We start from the raw sequence: 22,872 nt of genomic DNA, 5'->3' as shown, positions 1-22,872 counted from the left end.
AATGAAGTAGTGACAAGAAATTATCTTGACATCTAAATCCTGTCATTATATAATAAATTTTGTTGTCTTGAGGTGATAATCGTATGAAATGGGCAATTCATCAATTAGCTAAATATCGTGATAACGGGATGACGTTAGATGAATTCGTAACTCTCGAAAATGTGAAGAAGCGAAACCCGGACGTTCGAAATATTTCACCCGTTCATGTAACAGGGCACTGCACGTTTGGTGCAGCGCAAATGACTTGTCATTTTCAGCTTTCAGGAACTCTCATATTACCTTGTGCTCGCACTTGGGAAGATGTAGAATTTCCATTTGAGATTCAATCTGATGAAATTTTCAGCTGGTCTGAAACTGCATCTGCCACTGCGCAAGCATATGATAACTTTCATATAGTAGACGGCGATGTTATTCAAGTTGATCCAGTGTTAGAGGAGTTAATCCTACTAGAAATTCCATTGCAAGTGTTTAAAGAAGGTGCAGACCAATTTAAGCATGAGGGTGGAAACGGCTGGTCATATACAACAGATGATGATCTAAATGATATGCAGGAAGATGATCAACCAAAATTGGATCCAAGACTGGCTGACTTAGCTAAGTATTTTGATCAAACAGACGAATAATAGATCTGTAAGGAGGTGCCACCAATGGCAGTACCAGCTAGAAGAACTTCTAAAACTGTAAAAAGAAAACGTCGTACACATTTTAAATTATCCGTACCTGGTATGGTTGCTTGTCCAAATTGTGGTGAAATGAAATTGGCTCACCGAATTTGTAAATCATGCGGTCAATACAAAGGGAAAGAAGTAGTGAGCAAATAATTCAGTATTTGTTCCATTAAAGGCTACCAAAGAGACCATGGCTCTTCGGTAGCCTTTTTCTCTATAAATTTTCAAAAACAGGGGTGCATGAAGTGGCTTTTACAATGGAAATAAGAGACGACATGATAATTTTTGAAATAAATAGACCTGACATTCATAACGCCATCAATGGAGAAGTAGTGGAAGGATTTAAGGAACTTATACATAATGTAAAAACAAATGAGTCGATTAAACTCGCTGTAATCACTGGAGCAGGTGAAAAAACATTTTGTTCAGGAGGAGATCTTTCTGTTTTTCATAAATTAAAAACAGAAAAGGAATCCTATAAAATGTTAAGTGAGACGGCAAATGTCTTATACGAAGTAGCAACGTTACCAATTCCTACAATTGCTCTCGTTAACGGAACAGCAGTAGGAGGGGGCTGTGAAATAGCTACTCTTTGTGATTATCGACTCGTAAAAAAAGAAGCGAAATGTGGGTACATTCAAGGGAAATTAGCAATCACCTCTGGTTGGGGAGGCGGCACCTATTTATTTGAAAAAGGCATGAGGCATGACCAAGCATTACAAATGCTTACAGAAGCAGTGCCCTATACAGCTGATTACCTTTTCTCAATCGGATGGGCAACACAATTATATGAGGGAGATAAACTTATCGCATTAAACAAGTTTATCCAAAAAATGATCGTTCCCCATTCTACCGTACTTCAAGCATATAAAATTCAAGCAATCCGTAAATGGGAGCAAAGTAAATTATATGAACGAGTAATGGAAGAGGTTTCAAGTTGCGCTGTTCTCTGGGAACAGGATATCCACCACGATGCAGTCAATAACTTTTTGAACAATAAGAAGGTTTAAACTTTTTTATTTAAGTACTTTTAAGCTTTCAGGAGCGGTCGATTGAGTACCACTTTTCTCAAGGACAGAATGAAACTAGTGGATTCAGGATGAGCGCCTCACACGCAGTAAAAGTGTGGAGATTGAGCCTGTAACAGAAGCTATTCTTCCTCCGGAAGCTCTTAAGCAGTGTGCGACAAACATACAGCCGTGTTCTCCTCTCTAAGTTGCTAAAACACATTCTATTAAGTGTTATAAACCTCATTCTATGTGAATAACAAAGCTAGCAGTAAAAAATTTAACAGTAATAAATAAGTAATAAAAAAAGTAATAACATTTAGAGTCTATTTATACCCAATTTGCATATATTATTAAAAAAGCAAAGGGTGATAACATGAATGTTAAAATTAGAAAAGATAGTTGGACTGTGGAAGAAGACAATCTTTTAAAAGAAATAGTTTTAAAGAAAATAGAGCAAGGACATACACAAATATCCGGATTTGAAGAAGCGAGCATTTTGTTAGGTCGCTCAAAACAAGCATGTGCTTTCAGGTGGAATAAAAACCTTCGCCCGATTGTCCTTCAAAGAGAAATGCCTAAAAAAGAAGCGCAAGCAAGAGATGCTGCAGATTCGTCATCTGTGCAAAATCATCTTCAGTTAGCGATGGAAAGTTATGATGAAATGAAACAATCTTATGATCAAATTTCCAACGCATACAACTTATTGAAGAGAGATTACGAACAATTAGTTAATTGGGTTAGACAAGGGATTACGCATATAGAATAGAAATAACACAAAGTCTCTATTATTAGAGGCTTTTTTAAATGTAAATGCAAATCATTTATCAAAATAACAATTTTTTTTGTTATTTAGTTGAAATCGTTTTCATTATTCGTATAGACTAATAGAGAAGGGGTTCACGTTTTTATAGAGGGGGTAATATAATGAAAAAAGTACTTATTGCAAACAGGGGTGAAATTGCAAGACGTATTATTAAAACTTGTAAAAAGCTAAACATTGAAACAGTTGCAATATATTCGGAAGCAGATCAAGAGCTACCGTATGTAAAAGAAGCTGATTATGCTTATTTAATCGGACCAAACCCTGTACAACAGTCCTATTTAAAAGTGGACGAAATTATTGCGATTGCTATTAAAGAGAATGTGGATGCAATCCATCCAGGCTATGGATTTTTATCAGAAAACGCAGACTTTGCTCGAAAAGCGGAAGCTGCAGGGATTAAATTTATAGGACCAAAACCAGAAACAATTGAAAAAATGGGCGATAAAATTGGCTCGAGACTCACAATGATTCATGCAAATGTCCCTGTCGTTCCTGGAACGGAAGAGGGTCTTACATCTATAGTGGAAGCGAAAGAAGCTGCTTTAAATATAGGCTATCCCATTATGTTAAAAGCTAGTGCTGGTGGTGGGGGTATAGGCATGATTCGCTGTGACGATGAAGCAACTTTAGAAAAGCATTTTGAGTCAATAAAAACACGTGCAAAATCCTATTTTGGAAATGATGTTGTATTTTTAGAAAAATTTATAGATGCTTCCCGACATATTGAAGTGCAAATATTTGGTGATAGTTTTGGTAATATCGTTCATTTATTTGAGCGAAATTGCTCGGTACAACGAAGAAATCAAAAAGTATTAGAGGAATCACCATCCCCTAACTTTCCACAAGAAGCACGCGAAAAGTTATATGAAGCAGCGATAAATGCTGCGAAGGCTGTAGAATATGTTAATGCTGGAACAGTTGAATTCATAGTAGATCAAAATCATCAATTTTATTTCTTAGAAATGAACACGAGGCTTCAAGTTGAACATCCCGTTACTGAAGCTGTGACTGGTTTTGATTTGGTAGAATGGCAGTTAAAAGTTGCTTCAGGAGAAGAACTACCAGTAAAAGACCAACAGTTAATTAAGTCAAATGGTCATGCTTTTGAATTTAGAGTATATGCAGAAGATCCAAAAACTTTCTTTCCTTCACCAGGAACAATAACTTATTTAAATTGGGGAGAAGTGGAGGAAATAAGAATAGAGGCAGGGTACGAAGAAGGAAATAAAGTAACCCCTTTTTATGATCCGATGATTGCTAAAATAATTATTCATGAATCGAACAGAGAATTGGCAATTGAGAAAGCACAAAAAGTATTTTCTTCTGCTAAAATAGAAGGTGTGAAAACAAATATTGACTTGTTTGATCGTTTTTTACACGCTGAGAGTTTTAACAGTGGAGTATATTCCACATCCATTTTAGGGGAATGGATGCAAAATCAAGGGGAGGAAGTTTCAAAATGAAAAATTTAGAATCGACAATGGCAGGTACAGTATTTACAGTGAATGTAGAAGTAGGAGAAGAAGTTTCTGCTGGACAAGTAGTGATGGTTCTAGAATCAATGAAAATGGAAATTCCAATTGAAGCAGAAGTCGCTGGTAAAGTCGCTTCTATTAATGCTAAAGAAGGCGATTTCGTTAATGAAGGAGACGTTTTAGTAACGTTTGAGTAAAATTTTCAATTACTTTGGCATTGTTAAATAGTTCTGCGGAGATTAATTAGTAGTGTGTGGCGAACGCACATCTGTTTGTGTTGAAATACATTCTATGACCGCATTGAAAATCACTAATAAATAATACAGAGCCAATCCTTTAGATATGGGGGTTTTTAGTTTGGGAGAAACGAAAACGTATAATGAAAGATTAGAAGAAAAGTTAACGTCCATTTTTGCAGGTGGTCATTCTAAATACCATGAAAAAATGAAAGAGCAAAATAAGTTATTTGTTCGTGATCGTTTAGCTTTACTATTTGACAACGGGGAATATATTGAAGATGGACGCTTTGCAAATGTTGAGGCAGGTGACTTACCTGCTGATGGCGTTGTTACAGCGACAGGAAAAGTTAATGGTCAGACGGTTTGTGTAATGGCCAATGACTCTACTGTAAAGGCCGGTTCGTGGGGTTCACGTACAGTGGAGAAAATTATTCGCATACAAGAAATAGCAGAGAAAAATAGAGTTCCAATGTTATATTTAGTAGATTCAGCAGGTGCTCGTATAACAGACCAATTAGACATGTTTCCTAATCGCCGTGGTGCGGGCAGAATATTTCATAACCAAGTAAGACTTTCTGGTTTCATTCCACAGATTTGTTTACTATTTGGTCCATCTGCAGCGGGTGGGGCATACATACCTGCATTTTGTGATTTAGTTATTATGGTGGAAGGAAATGCCTCCATGTACTTAGGTTCACCACGTATGGCTGAAAAAGTAATTGGTGAAAAAGTTACGTTAGAAGAAATGGGTGGAGCTCGCATGCACTGTACGATTAGTGGATGTGGAGATGTGTTGGCAACTTCTGAAGAAGAAGCTATTAATGAAGCCAAACGATATTTAAGTTATTTCCCAGCTAACTATACGGAAAAGCCTAAAAAAGTAGAACCGAAGAAAGCAAAAGAAGGCAGAACTTTAGAAGCCATTATACCTGAAAATCAAAATGCTCCGTTTGATATGTATGAAGCAATTAATGCAATAATAGATGAAGATTCATTTTTTGATGTAAAAAAATTATTTGCACCAGAGTTAATTACAGGTTTTGGACGTATCGAGGGGCAAGCAGTAGGAATTATTGCAAACCAGCCTAAGGCAAAGGGTGGAGTGCTTTTTGTTGATTCGGCTGATAAAGCAGCAAAATTTATTTCACTATGCGATGCTTTTTCAATTCCTCTATTATTTTTAGCGGATGTTCCAGGCTTCATGATTGGTACGAAGGTGGAACGTGCAGGGATTATACGACATGGAGCGAAACTGATTGCAGCTATGAGCTCAGCTACTGTACCAAAAATCTCCGTTATTGTACGTAAAGCATATGGTGCAGGGTTATACGCAATGGCCGGTCCAGCTTTTGAACCGGATGTATGTATTGCCTTACCTACTGCACAAATTGCAGTTATGGGACCAGAGGCAGCTGTGAATGCTGTTTATTCTAACAAAATAGAGGCTATTGAAGATCCGAAAGAACGTTTAAAATTTGTTCAAGAAAAACATGCTGAGTACAAAGAAGAAATTGATATTTATAAACTTGCATCTGAGATGATCGTGGATGAAATAGTTTCACCAAGTGAGCTACGTATCGAGCTTGCTAATCGTTTTAGATACTATGAAAATAAAGAAATTCCGAAAGCACCTCGAAAACATCCTGTGCTTCCTGTATAATAAATCTAAAAAATAAGGTCTGCCATTCTGGTAGGCCTTTTTTATAAGCTCGGGGTGATGAAGTGGTGAAAATAGGTATTATAGGCGCAGGTGCCGTAGGTATGATATTTGGTGCATATTTAGCTGAGGCTAAGCATGACATTGTATTATTTGTACGCAAAGAAACTGAAAATTTATACATAGAAAAAGTACCTAATAATCCTGAACTTATAAAGTGTAAACAAGTTATCGAAATAGAATCCTTGTTTTCAATGGATTTAATAATAATTGCTGTGAAATACCATCACTTAGAAAAGTTGAAAAGTGAATTGGATTTGCTACCAAAACATATTCCATTATTGTTTTTACAAAATGGATTACTTCACCTTTCATTTGCTAATCAACTTAAACAAGAAACAATTATGATTGGATCAGTATTGCACGGGGCTACTAAAGTTACTCCATCTACAGTACGTCATCTAGGTGTTGGAAAAACATCTGTTGGCGTATATAAAGGAGTTTGGGAAAAGTCAGATGAATTTTTCGGAAGTTCGTCAGATGATTTCCCCCTTATATATACAAACCATATTGAAACAACTTTATTTAAAAAAGCATTAATGAACTGTTTAATAAATCCTTTAACGACTATTACAAAGGCTCCAAATGGAATGCTTATTAAAAATGATTCTTACAGAATGATTATGAAAAATATGTATGAAGAATTGATGGATGTGTTTGATGAATGGAATGAAATGCTACTGTGGGAGGAAGTAGTCGAGCTTTGTAAAAATACCGAAAATAACCGTTCTTCTATGCTATCAGATTATGAAAATAATCGCATTATGGAAATTGATACAATTGTAGGAGCGATATTGGTTGAAGCGAAGAAAAGGAATGAAGTGTTACCCATATTAAATACTTTTTATCTTTTATTGAAAGAAATGAACAAAGTAGGTGATCGCCATTAGTAAGATGCTTACCCTCTTAATATTATTCCCTGTTATTGTGTTTTTTGTTACCTTTATTATTTCAAAGTATTTATTACATAAGAGAAAAAAGTCATTTGGGTTAGCAGCAGATATAACAACGTTCTTGTTGTATTTCTCTGTATCTAATGCTTTTTATATCGTTTTTTCAAAGAATATTTTTCTGATTTTAATTGGTATCTCGTTAATTATAGCTAGTACTCTCACTTATATTGAATGGAGGAAAGAAAAAGAAATTGTAGTAATGCCCCTCCTTCGGAAGATATGGAGATTATTATTCCTTTTACTGTGTGTGATATATGCCCTTATTTGGTTAATCGGAGTTATCCGCTATGTATTGTATTATATAAGCTAATAATTTTAACACTTCATTTCGAAGTGATATACTCTTAAGGTATAAAAAATTGTCAAGCAGGATGCCTGCATGACTAGATATATGCCTCTGGCAAATGCTACAGATTTTATTTTAATCTGAGTACAATATGTCGAGGTGAATTTGAAATTTAGAGGTGGAAAAATCGTGCGAGTAGAGCAGTACACACAACCATTCGCTTCCTCATTTTATAAGAAATATTTAGAAGATATGCCTAGTTTGTCTTCTTTCTATCATTATGAATGGAATCAAAATGCATTAAATAATAGACTTCAGGAAACTGACTTTAGTAAACATAAAAGAAATGAACTGGTAGAAGTAATAACAAATTATATGAGTCCATTTGGGATATCAGAAAAAAGTAAATTGCATTTAGATGAATTAAAGGATAATGGAATTGTTGTTATTGGTGGACAACAAGCAGGTCTAATGTCAGGCCCTATGTATTCAATTCATAAAGCCATTTCCGTAATCGTGTTAGCAAAACAGCAACGAGAAATTTTAGGCGTCCCTGTCATTCCAGTTTTTTGGATAGCGGGAGAGGATCATGATATTGATGAGGTTAATCATGTATACATAGAAAGAGGTCGAAAGCTTCAAAAGATGACTTATCCTGAAGCATCGAGAATCAAAAAGATGGCCTCTAAAAGTCCTTTTGAGAAAAAAATGATTACAGCTTATTTGGAAGAGTTGTTTAAAAGTCTGCCAGAAACCTTGCATACTAAAAACTTATTCCAAAAGATAAATGCTCTATTAGAAGATAATATGAATTATAGTGATTTTTTTGCAGCGTTGATGAATAACTTTTTCCAACAAGAAGGTTTGTTATTGATAGATGCCGCATATGAGCCTTTACGCAAATTAGAAAGTGAGTATTTTCAAAAAATGGTGAAGTATTCATCACGTCTCGCAGAGGTCGTATTTGAGAATGAAGCTGTTTTTGAAAAGGCTGGATATGGTACACCTATTCAGACAAAGGAAAATGCAGCTCACTTATTTTATGTAGAAGATGGAGAACGTTTTTTATTAGAAAGAAAAGATAAGAAATTTGTCAATGAAGGTAAAGGAATAGCTTTTTCAGAAGAAGAATTGATGAATATAGCTATAAATGAACCTGAAAAATTGAGTAATAATGTCGTAACAAGACCTCTAATGCAAGAAATGGTCTTTCCTGTATTAAGTTTTATTGGAGGTCCAGGAGAAATTGCTTACTGGGGTACACTTAAGTCTGCATTTGAATTGTTTGAAATGAGAATGCCGGTGATTATGCCAAGACTAAGTATTTCCATTGTGAACTCTAAAACGCAAAATTTGTTGGAGAAGCTATCCTTCCGCATTCCTGAAATATGGGAAGGCATGGTTGAAAAAGCGAAGCTTCAATTTATTGATGAACATAGAAATGAAAAGATACCAACATTGCTCACTTCAATAGAAGAGGATATTACAGCAAAATATAAAGAGTTAGAAACGATTCTTCTTGAAGAAGAGAATTTAAAGTTAGCTCCTTTAGTAAATAAAAATTTAGATTATCATAAAAAACAAATAACATTTTTAAATAATGCAATAGAAGACACTCTTCTAGGAAAGCTTGATGCTTCCATTTATCGTTATGATCGTTTAACGATGGAATTAAATCCAAATGGAGGATTACAAGAACGTACATTTTCACCACTTCAGCTTTTAAACGAAGTTGGGATGGAATTGATACAGGATCTTTTAGAACTTCCTTACGAGTTTAATGGGAAGCATCAGATTGTGTATATATAAAAGGCTCTTGATACAATACCCCTTTAAGTGAAGAAGTAAACTTGGAATTCAGTATTCAGGACTTTTGATTTTCCATCATTCAATTGAATCCCTACCATTCTCACAATTTAAAGAGGGCGATTGCATGAGCGAATTATGGACCGAAAAAAGTAAACAAGAGCAAGCAGAATGTAGTAGCACTTTCTACGGTGATGAACTTTCATCAGGAGAAAGTTGCATAATGACAATGAAGTTTATCAGAGCAAAAAAAATCTCCACGGTAAATCGTGGAGATTTTTTATATGGAAAAATACCTGTATTTTTATTAAACTACATAAACTTTCTTTCGCTTTTTCCATCTCAACAAGTACTATTTACACATTTTGAAAATTATTACACTAAATTTTGAAAAATGGGTGGAGGAAAGTGGGGGGATGTGGTATGTTATTCTCATAAAGTGGGGTGAATAGCATGTTCATGGGAGAATATCAACATAACGTTGATCCGAAAGGCCGGTTAATCATACCTTCCAAGTTTCGGGAGCATTTAGAAGATTGTTTTGTTTTAACACGCGGTCTTGATAATTGCTTATTTGGTTATCCTATGAATGAATGGCGAAAACTCGAGGAAAAATTAAAAGAACTTCCTGTTACGAAAAAAGATGCTCGGGCATTTACCCGTTTTTTCTTTTCTGGTGCAACAGAGGTTGAAATTGACAAACAAGGTCGTATTAATATCCCAAGTAATTTACGTAGCTATGCAAAGATGGATAAAGAATGTATAGTTTTGGGTGTTTCCAATCGTTTAGAAATATGGGCTAAGGATGCTTGGGAAAATTACTTTGAGGAATCTGAGGATTCATTCAATGACATTGCAGAAAATATGATTGGCTTTGACATATAAGAGGAGGAAAAGGCTTGTTTCATCACACAACGGTATTATTAAAAGAAACGGTAGATGGACTTGTCGTTCGTCCAGATGGAATTTATGTGGACTGTACTCTGGGAGGAGCAGGCCATAGTGAATATCTTGTCCAGCAATTAGGGGAAAGTGGTAGGTTAATTTGTTTTGACCAAGATAGGACAGCTATTGAGAACGCAAAAGTTAGATTAGCTCCTTTCCTAGACAAAGTAACATTTGTACATGCAAATTTCCGTTATCTAAAAGAGGAACTTGAAAATATTGGAATCGAGAAAGTGGATGGTGTTCTATATGATTTAGGAGTTTCTTCTCCACAGCTCGATACTCCAGAACGAGGCTTTAGTTACAATTACGATGCACCACTAGATATGAGGATGGATCAGACAAGTGAATTAACTGCTTTTCACGTAGTAAATGATTGGCCATATGAAAAACTAGTGAAAATATTCTTTCGATATGGTGAAGAGAAGTTTTCTAAGCAAGTTGCGAGAAAGATTGAGCAAGCTAGAGAAAACGCTCCAATTGAAACAACATTTCAATTAGTTGAATTAATAAAAGCTGGAATCCCTGCAGCTGCAAGGAGAACTGGTGGACATCCTGCGAAACGAATTTTCCAAGCTATAAGAATAGCTGTAAATGATGAATTAGGAGCAGCGGAAGATTCATTAGAGGATGCAATTAAAGTTATTAAGGTTGGCGGAAGAATAAGTGTTATTACATTTCATTCTCTAGAGGATAGATTAACCAAAACTATCTTTAAAGAAGCTGCGTCTTTACCAGAATTACCACCTAATTTACCTGTAATACCAGTAGGAATGGAGCCGTCTTTAAAACTTATCACTAGAAAGCCTATTTTACCTTCTGTAGAAGAATTAGAAGAAAATAATAGATCTCGTTCAGCTAAACTAAGAATTGTGGAAAAAATTAATGAAAAGGGAAGTGTTTAAATGGCTTTACGTAAACATCAGTCACAAACATACATAAGTCGTCCTTCTTTTCCTGAACAACCACAAATAAAGAAGCCGACTAAACAAGCGAAAAAGATATTGACAAAAGGGGAAAGATTCCTTCTTATAGGTTTATTATCAGCAGTAACTATACTTGCTTTAATGATCATTCAAACTCAGACAGCTGTACGTTCAACAAATGCAGACATACAACTAATGGAAAAACAAATCGACAATGTATCAAAAGAAAATACAGACTTGTCCATACAAGTAAGCGAATTATCTACCTATGAGCGTATTTGGAAAAAAGCGGAAGAGCTCGGTTTAAAACTAAATGAGCAAAACGTAAAGGTAGTACCAGGACAATGAATAAGAAATTTCGTTTTCAATGGGGAGCCTTTCTAATGTTTTTACTTTATGGAGGGCTCTTTTTTCTATTGTTAAGCCGATTTGTGTTTATTCAAGTTACGGGGACTGCAGAAGGACAAGTGTTATCTACAAAAGCAGACTCTAAGTATAGTAGAGAACAAGTGATTCCAGCAAGTAGAGGTAAAATTGTAGACCGTAACGGAGATATTATTGTAGAAGATACGCTAAGTTATAAAATTATTGCAGTTATAAGTCCTGAAGCTACCAATAACAGTAGTGCACCACGGCATGTAGTAGATCCTGAAAAAACTGCGAAAGTGTTAGCTGAATATATTGATATGCCAGAGCAAGATATATTGGAGGTGCTAAACAAATATATAAAAGCAGGTAAATATCAAGTGGAGTTCGGAAAAGCTGGTAGGGATATTAGCTATAAAGTAATGACAGAAATTAAAAATAACAATCTACCAGGAATAATTTTTGTTCAAGATATGAAAAGACTTTATCCAAATGGGCAATTTGCCTCGCATCTAATTGGTTTCGCCTTAAAAGAAGAAAATGAAGATGGCGAAGCTGTAGCGGTAGGAAAGATGGGCTTGGAGTATATTTATGATGAAGAATTAACCGGAACGCCTGGAAAAGTAAATTTTAAGAGTGATACGAAAGGCTTTTTATTGCCAAATGCTGAAAAAATGATAACGAATCCGAAAGATGGAGACAATATTCATTTAACGATTGATAAAACAATACAAAACTTCTTAGAAGATGCACTTAACAAAGCAGAAGAAAAGTATAATCCTGAAAAAATGACCGCTATTGTTGCGAATCCTAAAACAGGAGAAATTCTTGCTATGTCGCAAAGACCTACCTTCGAGCCGAATACGAGAGAAGGATTATCTACGAACTGGCTAAATGAAGCAATTGAACAAACGATTGAACCTGGCTCAACGATGAAAATTTTCACGTTAGCATCAGCAATTGAAGAAGGAGTATGGGAGCCGAATGCCACGTATAAATCTGGATCCTATACAGTATATGATCGAACAATACGTGATCACAACGTATATGGATGGGGCACTATTTCTTACTTAGAAGGTTTTCAACGCTCTTCCAATGTGTCGATGGCTTACTTGTTAAATAGAATCGGAGATGAGACTTTTATAGATTATATTCATCGATTTGGATTTGGAGAAAAAACAGGGATTGATTTGCCACATGAAGCGACTGGGACGGTTAGTGATAAGTATCCTATTAATAGGGTAACTACCACTTATGGTCAAGGGACTACTGTTACACCAATTCAGCTTGTTCAAGCCATGACTGCCATTGCAAATAAAGGTAAAATGATGCAGCCATATGTGATAGATAAAATTGTAGATCCAAGTACAGGAAAGCTAGTTAGCGATCACAAACCAGTTGAAAAGGAATCTCCAATATCCGAAAAGACTGCGGAACAGGTGAAAGAAATTTTAGCAAGTACGGTTACATCGGAAAAAGGGACTGCTCAACGGTTTAAATTAGATGATTATACTACTGCTGGGAAAACAGGTACCGCTCAAATTGCAAACCCTGAGGGTGGATATTTTTGGGGGCGTAATTTGTTTTTGTATTCCTTTTTAGGGTTGGCACCTGTCGAAGATCCACAACTTATTGTCTATGTTGCTGTCCACAAACCGCAATTGAAAGACACCGAGGTAGGATCAGAGCCTACTTCAGACATTTTTAATTCTGTAACAGAAAACAGCTTAAAATACTTAAATATACAACCTGAAAATCTTGAACTTGCCTCTTCCATAAAAATGCCAAATATTGTCGGGCAAAATATGATGGAAAGTCAGACTACACTAGAGTCACAAGGCTTAAAAACTGTTATAATTGGACAGTCGGAAAACGTGAAAGAGCAATTCCCATCCGCAGGAACTTCGATTTTAGCCAAAGGTACAGTTTTTATAAAAGGTGAGGGAGACATTGAACTTCCTAACTTCACCGGATGGTCCAAACGTAATATTATGATTTATAAATCATTATCAAATATACCAATTGAAATTTCAGGTGAAGGTTATGTAACAAGCCAAAGTTTAACTGCTGGATCTATTGTTTCAAAAGATACTCCTGTTGTTGTTCACTTGTCGACACCAGAAGAAACAAAAATTGTACCTGAATTAGAGGAATCTATGGAAGAACCACCCCAAGACTAATGGAGTGATAGAATAGTTTTTGTCATTTTCTCATACGTTATCTAAAACGAATAAAAGGGGAAAGTGTAATTTCTAAAGTAAAACAAGTTTTGCGTCTCCGTGTAATTTGGGTATTGATGATTTTATTGTTTTTAGCTGTTGTGTTGAAGTTAGTGCAGCTTCAATTTTTTCAGTTTGATGAATTGACAACCAAAGCAAAAGAGAGTTGGGATCGTGAGCTTCCTTACGCATCGCTTCGGGGGAATATATTGGATAGGAATGGAGAGGTAATTGTCGGAAATAAGCTTTCTCCTACATTATTTTACATGCCTTCACAAAACGATGAACCAGAAAAAGTAGCCAAAGAAATCGCTCCACTTTTAAATATGGAGGAAGCAAAATTATTTGAACAACTCAATAAAAGAGATTACTTAGTAAAAATTGCACCACATGGGAAAAATATTAGTTCCGAACTTGCGATGCAAATCCAGGATAAAAATATTCCGGGACTATATGCGGGTATCGATTATATACGAGACTATCCAAATGGTAATATGCTTTCAAGATTAATAGGTTTTACAGGTTATGATGCTCAAGGGCTAGCAGGAATCGAATATCAATACGATTCCGTTTTAAAAGGAAAGCAATCAGCGATTCGAATGTTTACAGATGCAAAAGGAGTTCCGCTTCCCCATGTGGATGATGGATGGAAAAATGGAGTTTCGGGTAATCATGTTCAACTGACCATCGATATGAAAATCCAACAGGTTGTGGAAAGAGAACTTTCACAAGCAATGCAAAAATACGAAGCAACACAGGCGATTGCGATTGTGATGAATCCGAAAAATGGAGAAATTCTTGCTCTTTCTTCTGCCCCAAATTTTGATCCATCGTCTTATCAGGAAGTTGACTCTACTATTTATAATCGTAATTTACCAGTTTGGATGACTTTCGAGCCTGGATCTACCTTTAAAATTATTACATTGAGCGCAGCATTAGAAGAAAAGGTAGTCGATTTGGAAGATGATCATTTTCATGATGCTGGCTATACAATGATAGAGGGATCACGACTAAGATGCTGGAAGAGATCTGGACATGGAAATCAAACCTTCTTGGAAGTTGTGGAGAACTCCTGTAACCCAGGTTTTATTGAACTAGGAAGAAGAGTAGGGCCGGAAAAACTTTCGGATTACATACGAAAATTTGGTTTCGGGCAATCAACAGGGTCAGGAATGGCTGGTGAATCGACAGGAATTCTTTTTAGTAAGGAAGCTTATGGACCGGTAGAGCATGCCACCACATCGTTTGGTCAAGGTATTTCTGTAACACCAATACAGCAGGTTCAAGCTGTTGCTGCTGCTATAAACGGTGGAAAATTATTTAAACCATTTATTATAAAAAATATTTTAGATGGCGAAACGAACGAAATTTTATCTACTTCTGAGCCAGATATGAAACACCAGGTAATTAGTGAGGAAACATCAGCGAAGGTTCGAGAAGCGCTCGAACATGTTGTAGCGGAAGGTTCTGGCCGAAATGCTTATCGTGATCAATTGCGAATTGGCGGAAAAACTGGAACAGCTCAAAAAGTACAAAATGGTAGATATATGGACGGTGAATATATCGTTTCATTTATAGGATTTGCTCCTGCGGATGATCCAGAGTTAATCGTTTATGTTGCCATTGATAATCCTAAGCATAGTACACAATTTGGTGGAGTTATTGCCGCACCTATAGTAGGTCAAATCATTGAGGACTCACTGGAAGTTACTGCAGGTGGTAAGCAACTTGAAAAAGAATATCGTTGGGGGGATATCCAACAAGTTCGTGTACCAAACTTAGTAGGAATAAAGAAAAAAGAAATAACATCTTATATGTATCCATTTACAATTGTTTGGCATGGTGATGGGGAAGAAATACTTTCACAATTACCAAAGGAAAACAGTTTAATTCCATTAGACGGAAAAATACATGTCTACACAAAATAATTAACTATAGTAAATTTATTGATAGTTGATCGCAACTAAGGAGATTTTTTCATGACTTTATCTACAACGATTATTACAATTAGTATTAGTTTTCTTTTGTCCGTTATTCTTGCACCAATAATTATCCCGTATTTAAGAAGGATGAAGTTTGGTCAAAGTATTCGAGAAGAAGGACCAGAATCCCATCAAAAAAAAGCAGGAACACCTACAATGGGTGGGCTTATATTTTTAATTTCGATCATTATTTCGACTGTAGCAGTCTCATTTTACTTCGATAAGCTAACAACGCAATCTATCGTGTTGCTTATAATTTTAGTTGGATTCGGATTAATTGGCTTTTTAGATGATTTTATCAAAGTAGTATTAAAAAGAAATTTAGGCTTAACTTCAATTCAAAAATTAATAGGTCAAATTGTAATCTCAGTTGGGGCATATTTCTTATTAAAGCTTGGACCATTTGACACAACACTTTCTATACCATTTACAAATACAGAAATGGACCTAGGACAATTTTATGTAGCATTCCTTATTTTTTGGTTAGTTGGATTTTCAAATGCTGTAAATCTTTCAGATGGTTTAGATGGTTTAGTATCAGGTACAGCCTCCGTTGCTTTTGCTACGTTTGGTGTGCTTGCTCTCGCATATGAGCAAACAGATATAGCAATCTTTACCTTTAGTGTGTCAGGTGCATTATTAGGATTTCTTCTGTTCAATAAGAACCCCGCTAAAGTTTTTATGGGTGATACAGGGTCACTAGCATTAGGTGGAGCCTTAGCAATGGTTTCTATTCTTGTAAAACAAGAGCTTTTATTGTTACTAGTAGGGATTATTTTTGTATTAGAGACGTTGTCTGTTATTTTGCAAGTAATTAGTTTTAAAACAACAGGTAAGCGTATTTTTAAAATGAGTCCTATTCATCACCATTTTGAGCTTTCTGGATGGTCAGAAAAAAGAATAGTAACTGTATTTTGGGCTATCGGCTTTATAGCAGCAATGCTAGTTGTTATTTTGGAGGTTGTATAAAATGAAGCAATTACCAATGGTATATCATAAAAAGATCCTTGTATTAGGACTTGCGAAAAGCGGTACAGCTGCTGCCGAAATTTTACATGATTTAGGAGCATTTGTTACAGTTAATGATTCGAAACCTTTTGATGAAAATGAACATGCACAGTACTTACTTTCTAAAGGGTTAACAGTCATTTGTGGAAGTCATCCGGAGGATCTTTTAGACGAGGGATTCAGTCTTATAGTAAAGAACCCTGGTATTCCTTACACAAATTCTGTCATTGCTGAAGCTAAAAAGAGAGGAATACCAGTTTGGACAGAGGTGGAATTAGCTTATCGAATAAGTGATGCTCCAATGATTGGAATCACAGGGTCAAATGGAAAAACTACAACAACAACTTTAATATTTGAAATGTTAGAAGCAGGAAGTAAACAACCATTAGTTGCAGGTAATATTGGTACTGTTGCAAGTGCTGTCGCATCAGAAGCAACAAAAGAAAATGTAATTGTGACGGAGTTATCCTCTTTTCAGTTGATGGGTACAGAACAACTAAAGCCTCATATTTCCATTTTGATGAATTTATATGAAGCTCATTTAGACTATCATACAAATTTTCAAGAATATACAGATGCAAAATTTAACATTACTAAAAATCAAGACTCTTCGAACTGGTTTATTTATAATGGTGAGCAGCAAATTGTGAAAGACTATGCTAGTAAAAGTAATGCAATGAAAGTACCTTTCTATGTAAGTAAAAAAGCAGAGGAAGGAATAAGTGCAGATGATACCTATGTATATTGGAATGGAGAAAAATTATTTGAACGATCTATCATTGCACTACGTGGAAAACATAATTTAGAAAATGTGTTAGCATCGACCGCAGCTGCCATTTTGATGGAATGTTCTTTAGATAGTATTGTTCATGTTCTTTCAACATTTCATGGTGTTAAACATAGAACACAATTTGTTCGTGAGTGGAAAAATAGAAAGTTTTATAATGATTCAAAAGCTACAAATGCGCTTGCTACCAAAAGTGCTTTAGAAGGCTTTTCAGAACCTGTTATATTACTTGCAGGCGGTGTAGATCGTGGGCATTCTTTTGATGAATTAGTTCCACATATACAAAATGTGAAGGCGCTCATACACTATGGTGCTACTGCTGATAGACTACAAATGTTTGGTGAACAGCAAGGAATTCCATCCGTAATACGAGTAAGTAACTTAGTAGATGCAATTGCAGAAGGAGTTAGAATTTCTAATGAGGGAGATGTTATTCTACTTTCTCCAGCATGCGCTAGTTGGGATCAATACGAAAGCTTTGAGATTCGTGGAGATGAATTTATTGAACAAGTGCTAGCATTAAAAGATTAACGAAGGGATGAACTAAACGAACGATAAAAGAACAATTCTATTTTTAGCATCTGTCCTTTTTTTATCTATTGTCGGAATACTTTTCGTACACTCAGCAGGGTCCTACTGGAGTCAAGTACATTATAAAGACCAATTACCATTTGCTTTCAAGCAAGGCAGTTATTTAATAGTGGGTATTTTAGGTGCTTTATTTATACGAAACAAAAGCTTTATAAGGCTTCCTAGATTTTGGTTAATCATCTATGTGTTTTCTATATTATTTTTAATAGGTGTACTTATTCCAGGTATTGGGGTAGTTCGAAATGGTTCACAAAGTTGGATTTCGCTAGGATTTATGAACTTTCAGCCAGCTGAGCTTGCTAAAATTGCAGTATTAGGAATGCTTGCATTTTCTTTGGCAAAGGAGAAAAAAACAAAAGGTCAAATCTATTTCCAAAGTGCCGTAATTTTATTGCTGCCTATTTCTTTTATTATGATACAACCAGATTTTGGTTCTGCATTCGTTCTAATCGTTGCATCTTTTTTCCTGCTGTTTGCAGCAGGATTGCCTTTGAAATTTTTTGTTACCGTTGGAATAACAGGAATAGTAGCTCTAGTCGCATTAATTGCTTCGGCTCCCTATAGGCTTGATCGGATTCAATCATTTCTTGATCCATGGAGTGATCCGTTAGGTACTGGCTTTCAAGCGATTCAATCATTACTTGCGGTTGGACCGGCCGGACTGTTTGGGTTTGGATATGGAAACAGTAGACAAAAGTTTTTATACTTACCGGAACCGCAGAATGATTTTATTTTCTCTATCCTTTTAGAGGAAACGGGTTTCATCGGAGGTTTCATCATTATTTCAGCTTTTGTTCTATTTTTTACTACTGGCTTTGCAATGGCTGCGCGTACCAAAACACGTGCTTATCAATTAACTATTATTGGTTTCACTTCCTTATTGGCAGTACAAACATTTTTAAACATGGGAGTAGTTACAGGTTTACTACCAGTTACAGGGGTTACTTTACCATTTATCAGCTACGGTGGATCTTCTTTGGTTACCACATGGGGGATAATTGGTATTATCTTAAACTTAGCAAATGATTCTATAAGAGAAGGGAGGCGGTAGAATGGAAAAAGTAATAGATATTGAAGATCGAATACCAACCTTTAAAGAACGTAGACGACGAAGAACAAATAAAAAGTTTTCCATTCTACTTTTTCTCTTCGTTACTACACTATTGATAGTTTTATATTTTCAATCCTCTTACAGTCAGATTCAATCAATCACAGTTAGTGGTGCTTCTTTATTGTCTGATGAACAATATATAGAACAAAGCACACTACAACTAGGAGAATCGATGTGGGGCTTTAGAGAAAACAAAGTGACAGAAATGATAGAACAAAATGATTGGGTGGAATCTGCTAAAGTTAAACGCACTTGGTTAACTGGTGTAGAAATTCAAATAAAAGAATATAAAAAAGTTGGTTATGAGGAAAACGGTGAAGGTCTTCATATTATTCTAGAGAATGGGAAGACTATAGAACCTGAAGGACAAGTAGTACCAATAGATGGCCCTATCCTATCAGGTTTTAATAAAGAGAAAATTAGGGTAAGGCTCATAAAAGAGTTAAAAAACTTGGACTCCGAAGTATTATTAACTATTTCTCAAATTAATTATAAGCCGACAGAGAATGACCCATATTCGATTCAAGTTTTTATGAATGATGGAAATGAGGTTCAAGCTATAATTCCTTCTTTCTCTGAAAAAATGAACTTCTATCCATCCATCGTGTCTCAGCTTGAACCAGATATAAAAGGAATTATTGATCTTGAAGTTGGCTCCTTTTTCCAACCGTATAAAGAAGTGTATAACAATGTTGTTGAAGAGGAGGCGGTGGAGGTTGAAGAAGAACAAACTCCTTAGAATACCTTCGAGAGGACTAGTACTAATTTCTTTAGTAAGTTTAGTGTTAGGTTTTATACTCGCATACTCGTATAGTATTTCTTCTGCAAACAAAGAACAAGCTAAAAACTCAGTAAATTTTAATGAACAGGAAAAATACAAAAAAGAGTTAATCGAGCAAAAAGAAAGAAATAATGAGCTCTCGGATGAAATAAATGAGAAACAGCATGAAATCAAAGAATTTGAACAGTCTTTTGTGAATAGTGAAGAGAACGTTGAAGAGTTAGTGGATGAGGCAGAAATGTTACGATTATTAATCGGTGACATTCCTTCCGAAGGAAAAGGAATTGCAGTCTCTCTTCAAGATGGTGCTTATAACCCGTCACAAGAGAATCCAAATGATTATATTGTCCATGAGAGCCATGTATTTAAGGTCATTAATGAGTTAAAAATATCTGGTGCAGAAGCTGTATCTATCAATGGACAAAGACTCCATTCAAATTCCTATATTCGTTGTACAGGTCCAGTTATTACAGTTGACGGTAAAACGTTTCCAGCACCTTTTACGATTGAGGCTGTAGGCGATCCAGAGGTATTACTTGCTTCTGTCAATCTAGGTGGAGGTGTTGTTGATCAATTAACAAGTGATAACATTATCGTAACTGTGGAGGAAAAAGGGAGAATAACGATGCCTGCTTTACGTGACGACAAAAATTAAACAAGGTGAAGGAGGCCGAATAAATGAAAAAAACCGTCTATATTCGGTTTACATTAATTTTGTTAATAGTTGGCTTTATGTTAGCAGTCCAGTACAATACTGTACAAAAACCTGAGGAACGAGATACTAGGGATGTTTGGGCAATACGACAAGAGCTTGCAAAAGAAACTGAATTACATTCAGAATTATTGTCGGAAGTGCGTGTGTTGGAGCAAACGATTGATAAATATGAAAATATGGTAAACGAAAGTCCCAAAACTGCTTTGAATGAAACCGTTGAACAGTTGAAACAAGACATTGGATTAAAAGATTTTAATGGTCCGGGCTTAACAATAACTGTGGAACCATCCTTAGAAAGTATTGCTGTTGGACAAGCTATTGAAGGAATAACTCCTGATTTACTTGTTCGTCTTATAAATGAAATTAATCATTTCAAAGCTAAAGCGATTGAAGTCGATGGAAAAAGGATGATTTATTCTTCAGCAATAAGGGATGTGAATGGAAGGACAACCGTTAATAATCTTGCTATAAAAACGGCTCCATTTACGATAAAAATTGGCACAACCACTTACGACGACGCTAAAAAAATGTATAATCAATTAGAGGCTTCGACTATCGGAGATGACTTTTACATTGATAACTTAAAACTAGTAGTTGGAGAACCGGTAACCGATTTAGACATAGGTGCTTATGATCAATCAATCAATAAACAATTTTTATTTGAAATTCCAGGAGGAGAGTAAATAAATGTGGTTGCCGTTATTAGGTCTAATACTTGGAATTTCACTTGGTCTTTTAACAGATATACAAATCCCGGAGATATATGAAAATTATTTGTCTATAGCTGTACTTGCAGCATTAGATACTTTATTTGGAGGAATTAGGGCCCATTTACAAGGGGTGTATGATGATAAGGTATTTGTCTCTGGATTTTTCTTTAACATAGTTTTAGCAGCCGCCCTAGCTTTTTTAGGAGTACATTTAGGTGTTGACTTATATTTAGCTGCAATCTTTGCTTTTGGAGTTCGTTTATTCCAAAATATTGCGGTTATACGTCGGTTAATTTTGACAAAGTGGTCTGAAAGAAATAATACATAGTCATATTTGCGTAAAGTCATGAAATATCGACTATTTGATTAGAAATTTTTAGACTTTATTAGTTTTTTACAATAGAATAATAAATAAAGAGTTTTTAGGAGGTGCCACGGGTTGAATCAATCAGAATTGTACGTATCATTAGATATTGGGTCGTCATCGATTAAAGTTTTAATCGGTGAAATGAGTGATGACTCGCTGCATGTTATTGGTGTAGGAAATGTTAAATCAAATGGGATTCGTAAAGGTTCCATTGTAGATATAGACGCAACCGTGCAGTCCATTAAGAAAGCTATTAGTGAAGCTGAACGTATGATTGGGATGTCAATTCAAGAAATAGTGCTTGGTATTCCTGCTAATCTAGCAAACATTCAAAACGTAAAAGGTGTAGTCGCTGTTAATCGTGAGGACAGAGAAATTACAGATACAGATTTAGATAGAGTGATTGAATCTGCTCAAGTAATGTCAATTCCTCCTGAACGTGAACTGATCAATATAGCTCCTAAGCAATTTATCGTCGATCATCTTGATGAAATTAAAGATCCGCGAGGAATGATTGGAACCCGTCTAGAAATGGATGGAATCATGATGACTACATCAAAAACAATTTTACATAATGTGTTAAGATGTGTGGAACGAGCTGGGTTACAAATAAGAGAGATATATTTACAGCCATTAGCTGGTGGTTATTTTGCTTTAACCGAAGATGAAAAAAATCACGGTACTGCCTATATAGATATAGGTGGAGGATCTACCACCATCGCCATTTTTAGCGAAGGACATTTAATTAATACTTCCGTAATACCAGTAGGTGGCGATCATATTACGAAAGATTTATCGATTGTATTAAAAACACCTACAGAACAAGCTGAAAAAATTAAAATTCAATATGGACATGCCTTCTATGATGATGCATCAGATGATGAGCTTTTTGAAGTACCAGTCATTGGTGCAGATATGAAAGAACAATATTCTCAGAGATATATAGCTGAAATTATTGGTGTTCGCTTAGAAGAGCTTTTCGAGTTGGTTTTAGAAGAATTTTACCGAATGGGTCTACAAGACTTACCTGGTGGTGTTGTAATTACTGGTGGAGTTGCCAAGCTAGAAGGTATTGGACAACTTGCAAGACATATTCTACAAACAAGAGTACGTTTATACACGCCGGATTATATTGGTGTTCGTGAACCACAATATACAACTGCTGTTGGTCTTATAAGATATGCCTATAAAGAAGATCTTTTCTATGGTAAAATTGGTAGCAGCCATGCATTATCACAAATGGCACAAACTGAATCAACAACAAGTCCTAAGAAACAAAAACAGACCGTTCAAAACGGGAACAATGAAAACAAAGAAAGTGCAATTACCAAAGCCAAGAAATTTTTCGATAAGTTTTTTGAATAACAAAACCATTATCATAGTTGAA

General features: G+C 35.6%; 24 protein-coding genes. All 24 read left to right on the top strand.

Going from position 1 to position 22,872, the window contains the following annotated elements; all coding sequences use genetic code 11:
* Positions 1–83: 83 nt before the first annotated feature.
* Positions 84–623, top strand: a complete 540-nt coding sequence (locus P2Q73_RS19575) for a YceD family protein (protein ID WP_053590112.1) — start codon at positions 84–86, stop codon at positions 621–623.
* A gap of 24 nt (positions 624–647) precedes the next feature.
* The gene (rpmF, locus tag P2Q73_RS19570; protein WP_053590111.1) at positions 648–821 is read left to right on the top strand and encodes a 50S ribosomal protein L32; all 174 of its coding nucleotides are present in this window, start codon (positions 648–650) and stop codon (positions 819–821) included.
* Positions 822–913: 92 nt separating this feature from the next.
* Positions 914–1,678, top strand: a complete 765-nt coding sequence (locus tag P2Q73_RS19565; RefSeq protein ID WP_056827396.1) for an enoyl-CoA hydratase/isomerase family protein — start codon at positions 914–916, stop codon at positions 1,676–1,678.
* Positions 1,679–2,051: 373 nt separating this feature from the next.
* On the top strand, positions 2,052–2,444 hold the full coding sequence (locus P2Q73_RS19560) for a transcriptional regulator (RefSeq protein ID WP_275790300.1): 393 nt from the start codon (positions 2,052–2,054) through the stop codon (positions 2,442–2,444).
* A 158-nt stretch (positions 2,445–2,602) separates the two neighbouring features.
* Positions 2,603–3,964, top strand: coding sequence for an acetyl-CoA carboxylase biotin carboxylase subunit (locus tag P2Q73_RS19555; RefSeq protein WP_275790297.1), 1,362 nt, complete (start codon positions 2,603–2,605; stop codon positions 3,962–3,964).
* Entirely contained in the window at positions 3,961–4,173 is a 213-nt protein-coding gene (locus P2Q73_RS19550) for an acyl-CoA carboxylase biotin carboxyl carrier protein subunit (RefSeq protein ID WP_053590107.1), read from the top strand. Before P2Q73_RS19555 ends, P2Q73_RS19550 begins: the two co-directional genes overlap by 4 nt.
* 160 nt (positions 4,174–4,333) lie before the next feature.
* On the top strand, positions 4,334–5,875 hold the full coding sequence (locus tag P2Q73_RS19545; protein WP_481747173.1) for an acyl-CoA carboxylase subunit beta: 1,542 nt from the start codon (positions 4,334–4,336) through the stop codon (positions 5,873–5,875).
* Between the two features lie 65 nt (positions 5,876–5,940).
* Positions 5,941–6,822 carry a 2-dehydropantoate 2-reductase gene (locus tag P2Q73_RS19540; protein ID WP_275790291.1) on the top strand — a complete coding sequence of 294 codons (882 nt, stop codon included), beginning with the start codon at positions 5,941–5,943 and terminating at the stop codon, positions 6,820–6,822.
* A gap of 4 nt (positions 6,823–6,826) precedes the next feature.
* Positions 6,827–7,195 carry a DUF3397 domain-containing protein gene (locus P2Q73_RS20490; protein WP_375217772.1) on the top strand — a complete coding sequence of 123 codons (369 nt, stop codon included), beginning with the start codon at positions 6,827–6,829 and terminating at the stop codon, positions 7,193–7,195.
* Positions 7,196–7,360: 165 nt separating this feature from the next.
* Entirely contained in the window at positions 7,361–8,980 is a 1,620-nt protein-coding gene (gene bshC, locus P2Q73_RS19535; protein WP_275790288.1) for a bacillithiol biosynthesis cysteine-adding enzyme BshC, read from the top strand.
* A 124-nt stretch (positions 8,981–9,104) separates the two neighbouring features.
* Entirely contained in the window at positions 9,105–9,368 is a 264-nt protein-coding gene (locus P2Q73_RS19530; RefSeq protein ID WP_275790286.1) for a hypothetical protein, read from the top strand.
* Positions 9,369–9,430: 62 nt separating this feature from the next.
* Complete coding sequence (gene mraZ / locus P2Q73_RS19525; RefSeq protein ID WP_053590103.1) at positions 9,431–9,862, top strand: division/cell wall cluster transcriptional repressor MraZ; 432 nt, start codon at positions 9,431–9,433, stop codon at positions 9,860–9,862.
* 14 nt (positions 9,863–9,876) lie between these two features.
* The gene (gene rsmH, locus P2Q73_RS19520; RefSeq protein WP_275790281.1) at positions 9,877–10,827 is read left to right on the top strand and encodes a 16S rRNA (cytosine(1402)-N(4))-methyltransferase RsmH; all 951 of its coding nucleotides are present in this window, start codon (positions 9,877–9,879) and stop codon (positions 10,825–10,827) included.
* A complete protein-coding gene (gene ftsL / locus P2Q73_RS19515; protein WP_053590101.1) occupies positions 10,828–11,196 on the top strand; it encodes a cell division protein FtsL in 369 nt (122 codons plus the stop codon).
* Positions 11,193–13,394 (top strand): penicillin-binding transpeptidase domain-containing protein, encoded by a 2,202-nt coding sequence (locus tag P2Q73_RS19510; protein WP_275790278.1) that lies wholly within the window; start codon positions 11,193–11,195, stop codon positions 13,392–13,394. Before ftsL ends, P2Q73_RS19510 begins: the two co-directional genes overlap by 4 nt.
* Before the next feature lie 116 nt (positions 13,395–13,510).
* Positions 13,511–15,361, top strand: a complete 1,851-nt coding sequence (locus P2Q73_RS19505) for a penicillin-binding transpeptidase domain-containing protein (RefSeq protein ID WP_056829050.1) — start codon at positions 13,511–13,513, stop codon at positions 15,359–15,361.
* A gap of 51 nt (positions 15,362–15,412) precedes the next feature.
* Positions 15,413–16,384, top strand: coding sequence for a phospho-N-acetylmuramoyl-pentapeptide-transferase (gene mraY / locus P2Q73_RS19500; RefSeq protein WP_053590099.1), 972 nt, complete (start codon positions 15,413–15,415; stop codon positions 16,382–16,384).
* Between the two features lies 1 nt (position 16,385).
* The gene (murD, locus tag P2Q73_RS19495; protein ID WP_275790273.1) at positions 16,386–17,741 is read left to right on the top strand and encodes a UDP-N-acetylmuramoyl-L-alanine--D-glutamate ligase; all 1,356 of its coding nucleotides are present in this window, start codon (positions 16,386–16,388) and stop codon (positions 17,739–17,741) included.
* A 34-nt stretch (positions 17,742–17,775) separates the two neighbouring features.
* Positions 17,776–18,852: an FtsW/RodA/SpoVE family cell cycle protein gene (locus P2Q73_RS19490; RefSeq protein WP_275790332.1), complete on the top strand. Its 1,077-nt coding sequence runs from the start codon at positions 17,776–17,778 to the stop codon at positions 18,850–18,852.
* Position 18,853: 1 nt separating this feature from the next.
* Complete coding sequence (locus P2Q73_RS19485) at positions 18,854–19,651, top strand: cell division protein FtsQ/DivIB (RefSeq protein ID WP_053590097.1); 798 nt, start codon at positions 18,854–18,856, stop codon at positions 19,649–19,651.
* The gene (locus tag P2Q73_RS19480) at positions 19,629–20,348 is read left to right on the top strand and encodes a DUF881 domain-containing protein (protein WP_053590096.1); all 720 of its coding nucleotides are present in this window, start codon (positions 19,629–19,631) and stop codon (positions 20,346–20,348) included. Before P2Q73_RS19485 ends, P2Q73_RS19480 begins: the two co-directional genes overlap by 23 nt.
* Positions 20,349–20,371: 23 nt before the next feature.
* Positions 20,372–21,091, top strand: coding sequence for a DUF881 domain-containing protein (locus P2Q73_RS19475; protein ID WP_056827379.1), 720 nt, complete (start codon positions 20,372–20,374; stop codon positions 21,089–21,091).
* 4 nt (positions 21,092–21,095) lie between these two features.
* On the top strand, positions 21,096–21,446 hold the full coding sequence (locus P2Q73_RS19470; protein WP_053590094.1) for a small basic family protein: 351 nt from the start codon (positions 21,096–21,098) through the stop codon (positions 21,444–21,446).
* 111 nt (positions 21,447–21,557) lie between these two features.
* On the top strand, positions 21,558–22,850 hold the full coding sequence (ftsA, locus tag P2Q73_RS19465) for a cell division protein FtsA (RefSeq protein ID WP_275790267.1): 1,293 nt from the start codon (positions 21,558–21,560) through the stop codon (positions 22,848–22,850).
* Positions 22,851–22,872 lie beyond the last annotated feature (22 nt).

This window comes from Bacillus sp. Cr_A10 (assembly GCF_029222665.1).
Taxonomy (GTDB): domain Bacteria; phylum Bacillota; class Bacilli; order Bacillales_A; family Planococcaceae; genus Psychrobacillus.
The sequence above is the reverse complement of the archived record's forward strand: the minus strand, read 5'-3'. Positions and strand labels throughout refer to the sequence as shown.

Coding starts and splice junctions, on each gene's coding strand:
- P2Q73_RS19575 (WP_053590112.1), top strand. CDS start 84: ATGAAATGGGCAATTCATCAATTAGCTAAATATCGTGATAACGGGATG.
- rpmF (WP_053590111.1), top strand. CDS start 648: ATGGCAGTACCAGCTAGAAGAACTTCTAAAACTGTAAAAAGAAAACGT.
- P2Q73_RS19560 (WP_275790300.1), top strand. CDS start 2,052: ATGAATGTTAAAATTAGAAAAGATAGTTGGACTGTGGAAGAAGACAAT.
- P2Q73_RS19555 (WP_275790297.1), top strand. CDS start 2,603: ATGAAAAAAGTACTTATTGCAAACAGGGGTGAAATTGCAAGACGTATT.
- P2Q73_RS19550 (WP_053590107.1), top strand. CDS start 3,961: ATGAAAAATTTAGAATCGACAATGGCAGGTACAGTATTTACAGTGAAT.
- P2Q73_RS20490 (WP_375217772.1), top strand. CDS start 6,827: ATGCTTACCCTCTTAATATTATTCCCTGTTATTGTGTTTTTTGTTACC.
- P2Q73_RS19530 (WP_275790286.1), top strand. CDS start 9,105: ATGAGCGAATTATGGACCGAAAAAAGTAAACAAGAGCAAGCAGAATGT.
- mraZ (WP_053590103.1), top strand. CDS start 9,431: ATGTTCATGGGAGAATATCAACATAACGTTGATCCGAAAGGCCGGTTA.
- ftsL (WP_053590101.1), top strand. CDS start 10,828: ATGGCTTTACGTAAACATCAGTCACAAACATACATAAGTCGTCCTTCT.
- P2Q73_RS19510 (WP_275790278.1), top strand. CDS start 11,193: ATGAATAAGAAATTTCGTTTTCAATGGGGAGCCTTTCTAATGTTTTTA.
- P2Q73_RS19505 (WP_056829050.1), top strand. CDS start 13,511: ATGATTTTATTGTTTTTAGCTGTTGTGTTGAAGTTAGTGCAGCTTCAA.
- mraY (WP_053590099.1), top strand. CDS start 15,413: ATGACTTTATCTACAACGATTATTACAATTAGTATTAGTTTTCTTTTG.
- murD (WP_275790273.1), top strand. CDS start 16,386: ATGAAGCAATTACCAATGGTATATCATAAAAAGATCCTTGTATTAGGA.
- P2Q73_RS19485 (WP_053590097.1), top strand. CDS start 18,854: ATGGAAAAAGTAATAGATATTGAAGATCGAATACCAACCTTTAAAGAA.
- P2Q73_RS19475 (WP_056827379.1), top strand. CDS start 20,372: ATGAAAAAAACCGTCTATATTCGGTTTACATTAATTTTGTTAATAGTT.
- P2Q73_RS19470 (WP_053590094.1), top strand. CDS start 21,096: ATGTGGTTGCCGTTATTAGGTCTAATACTTGGAATTTCACTTGGTCTT.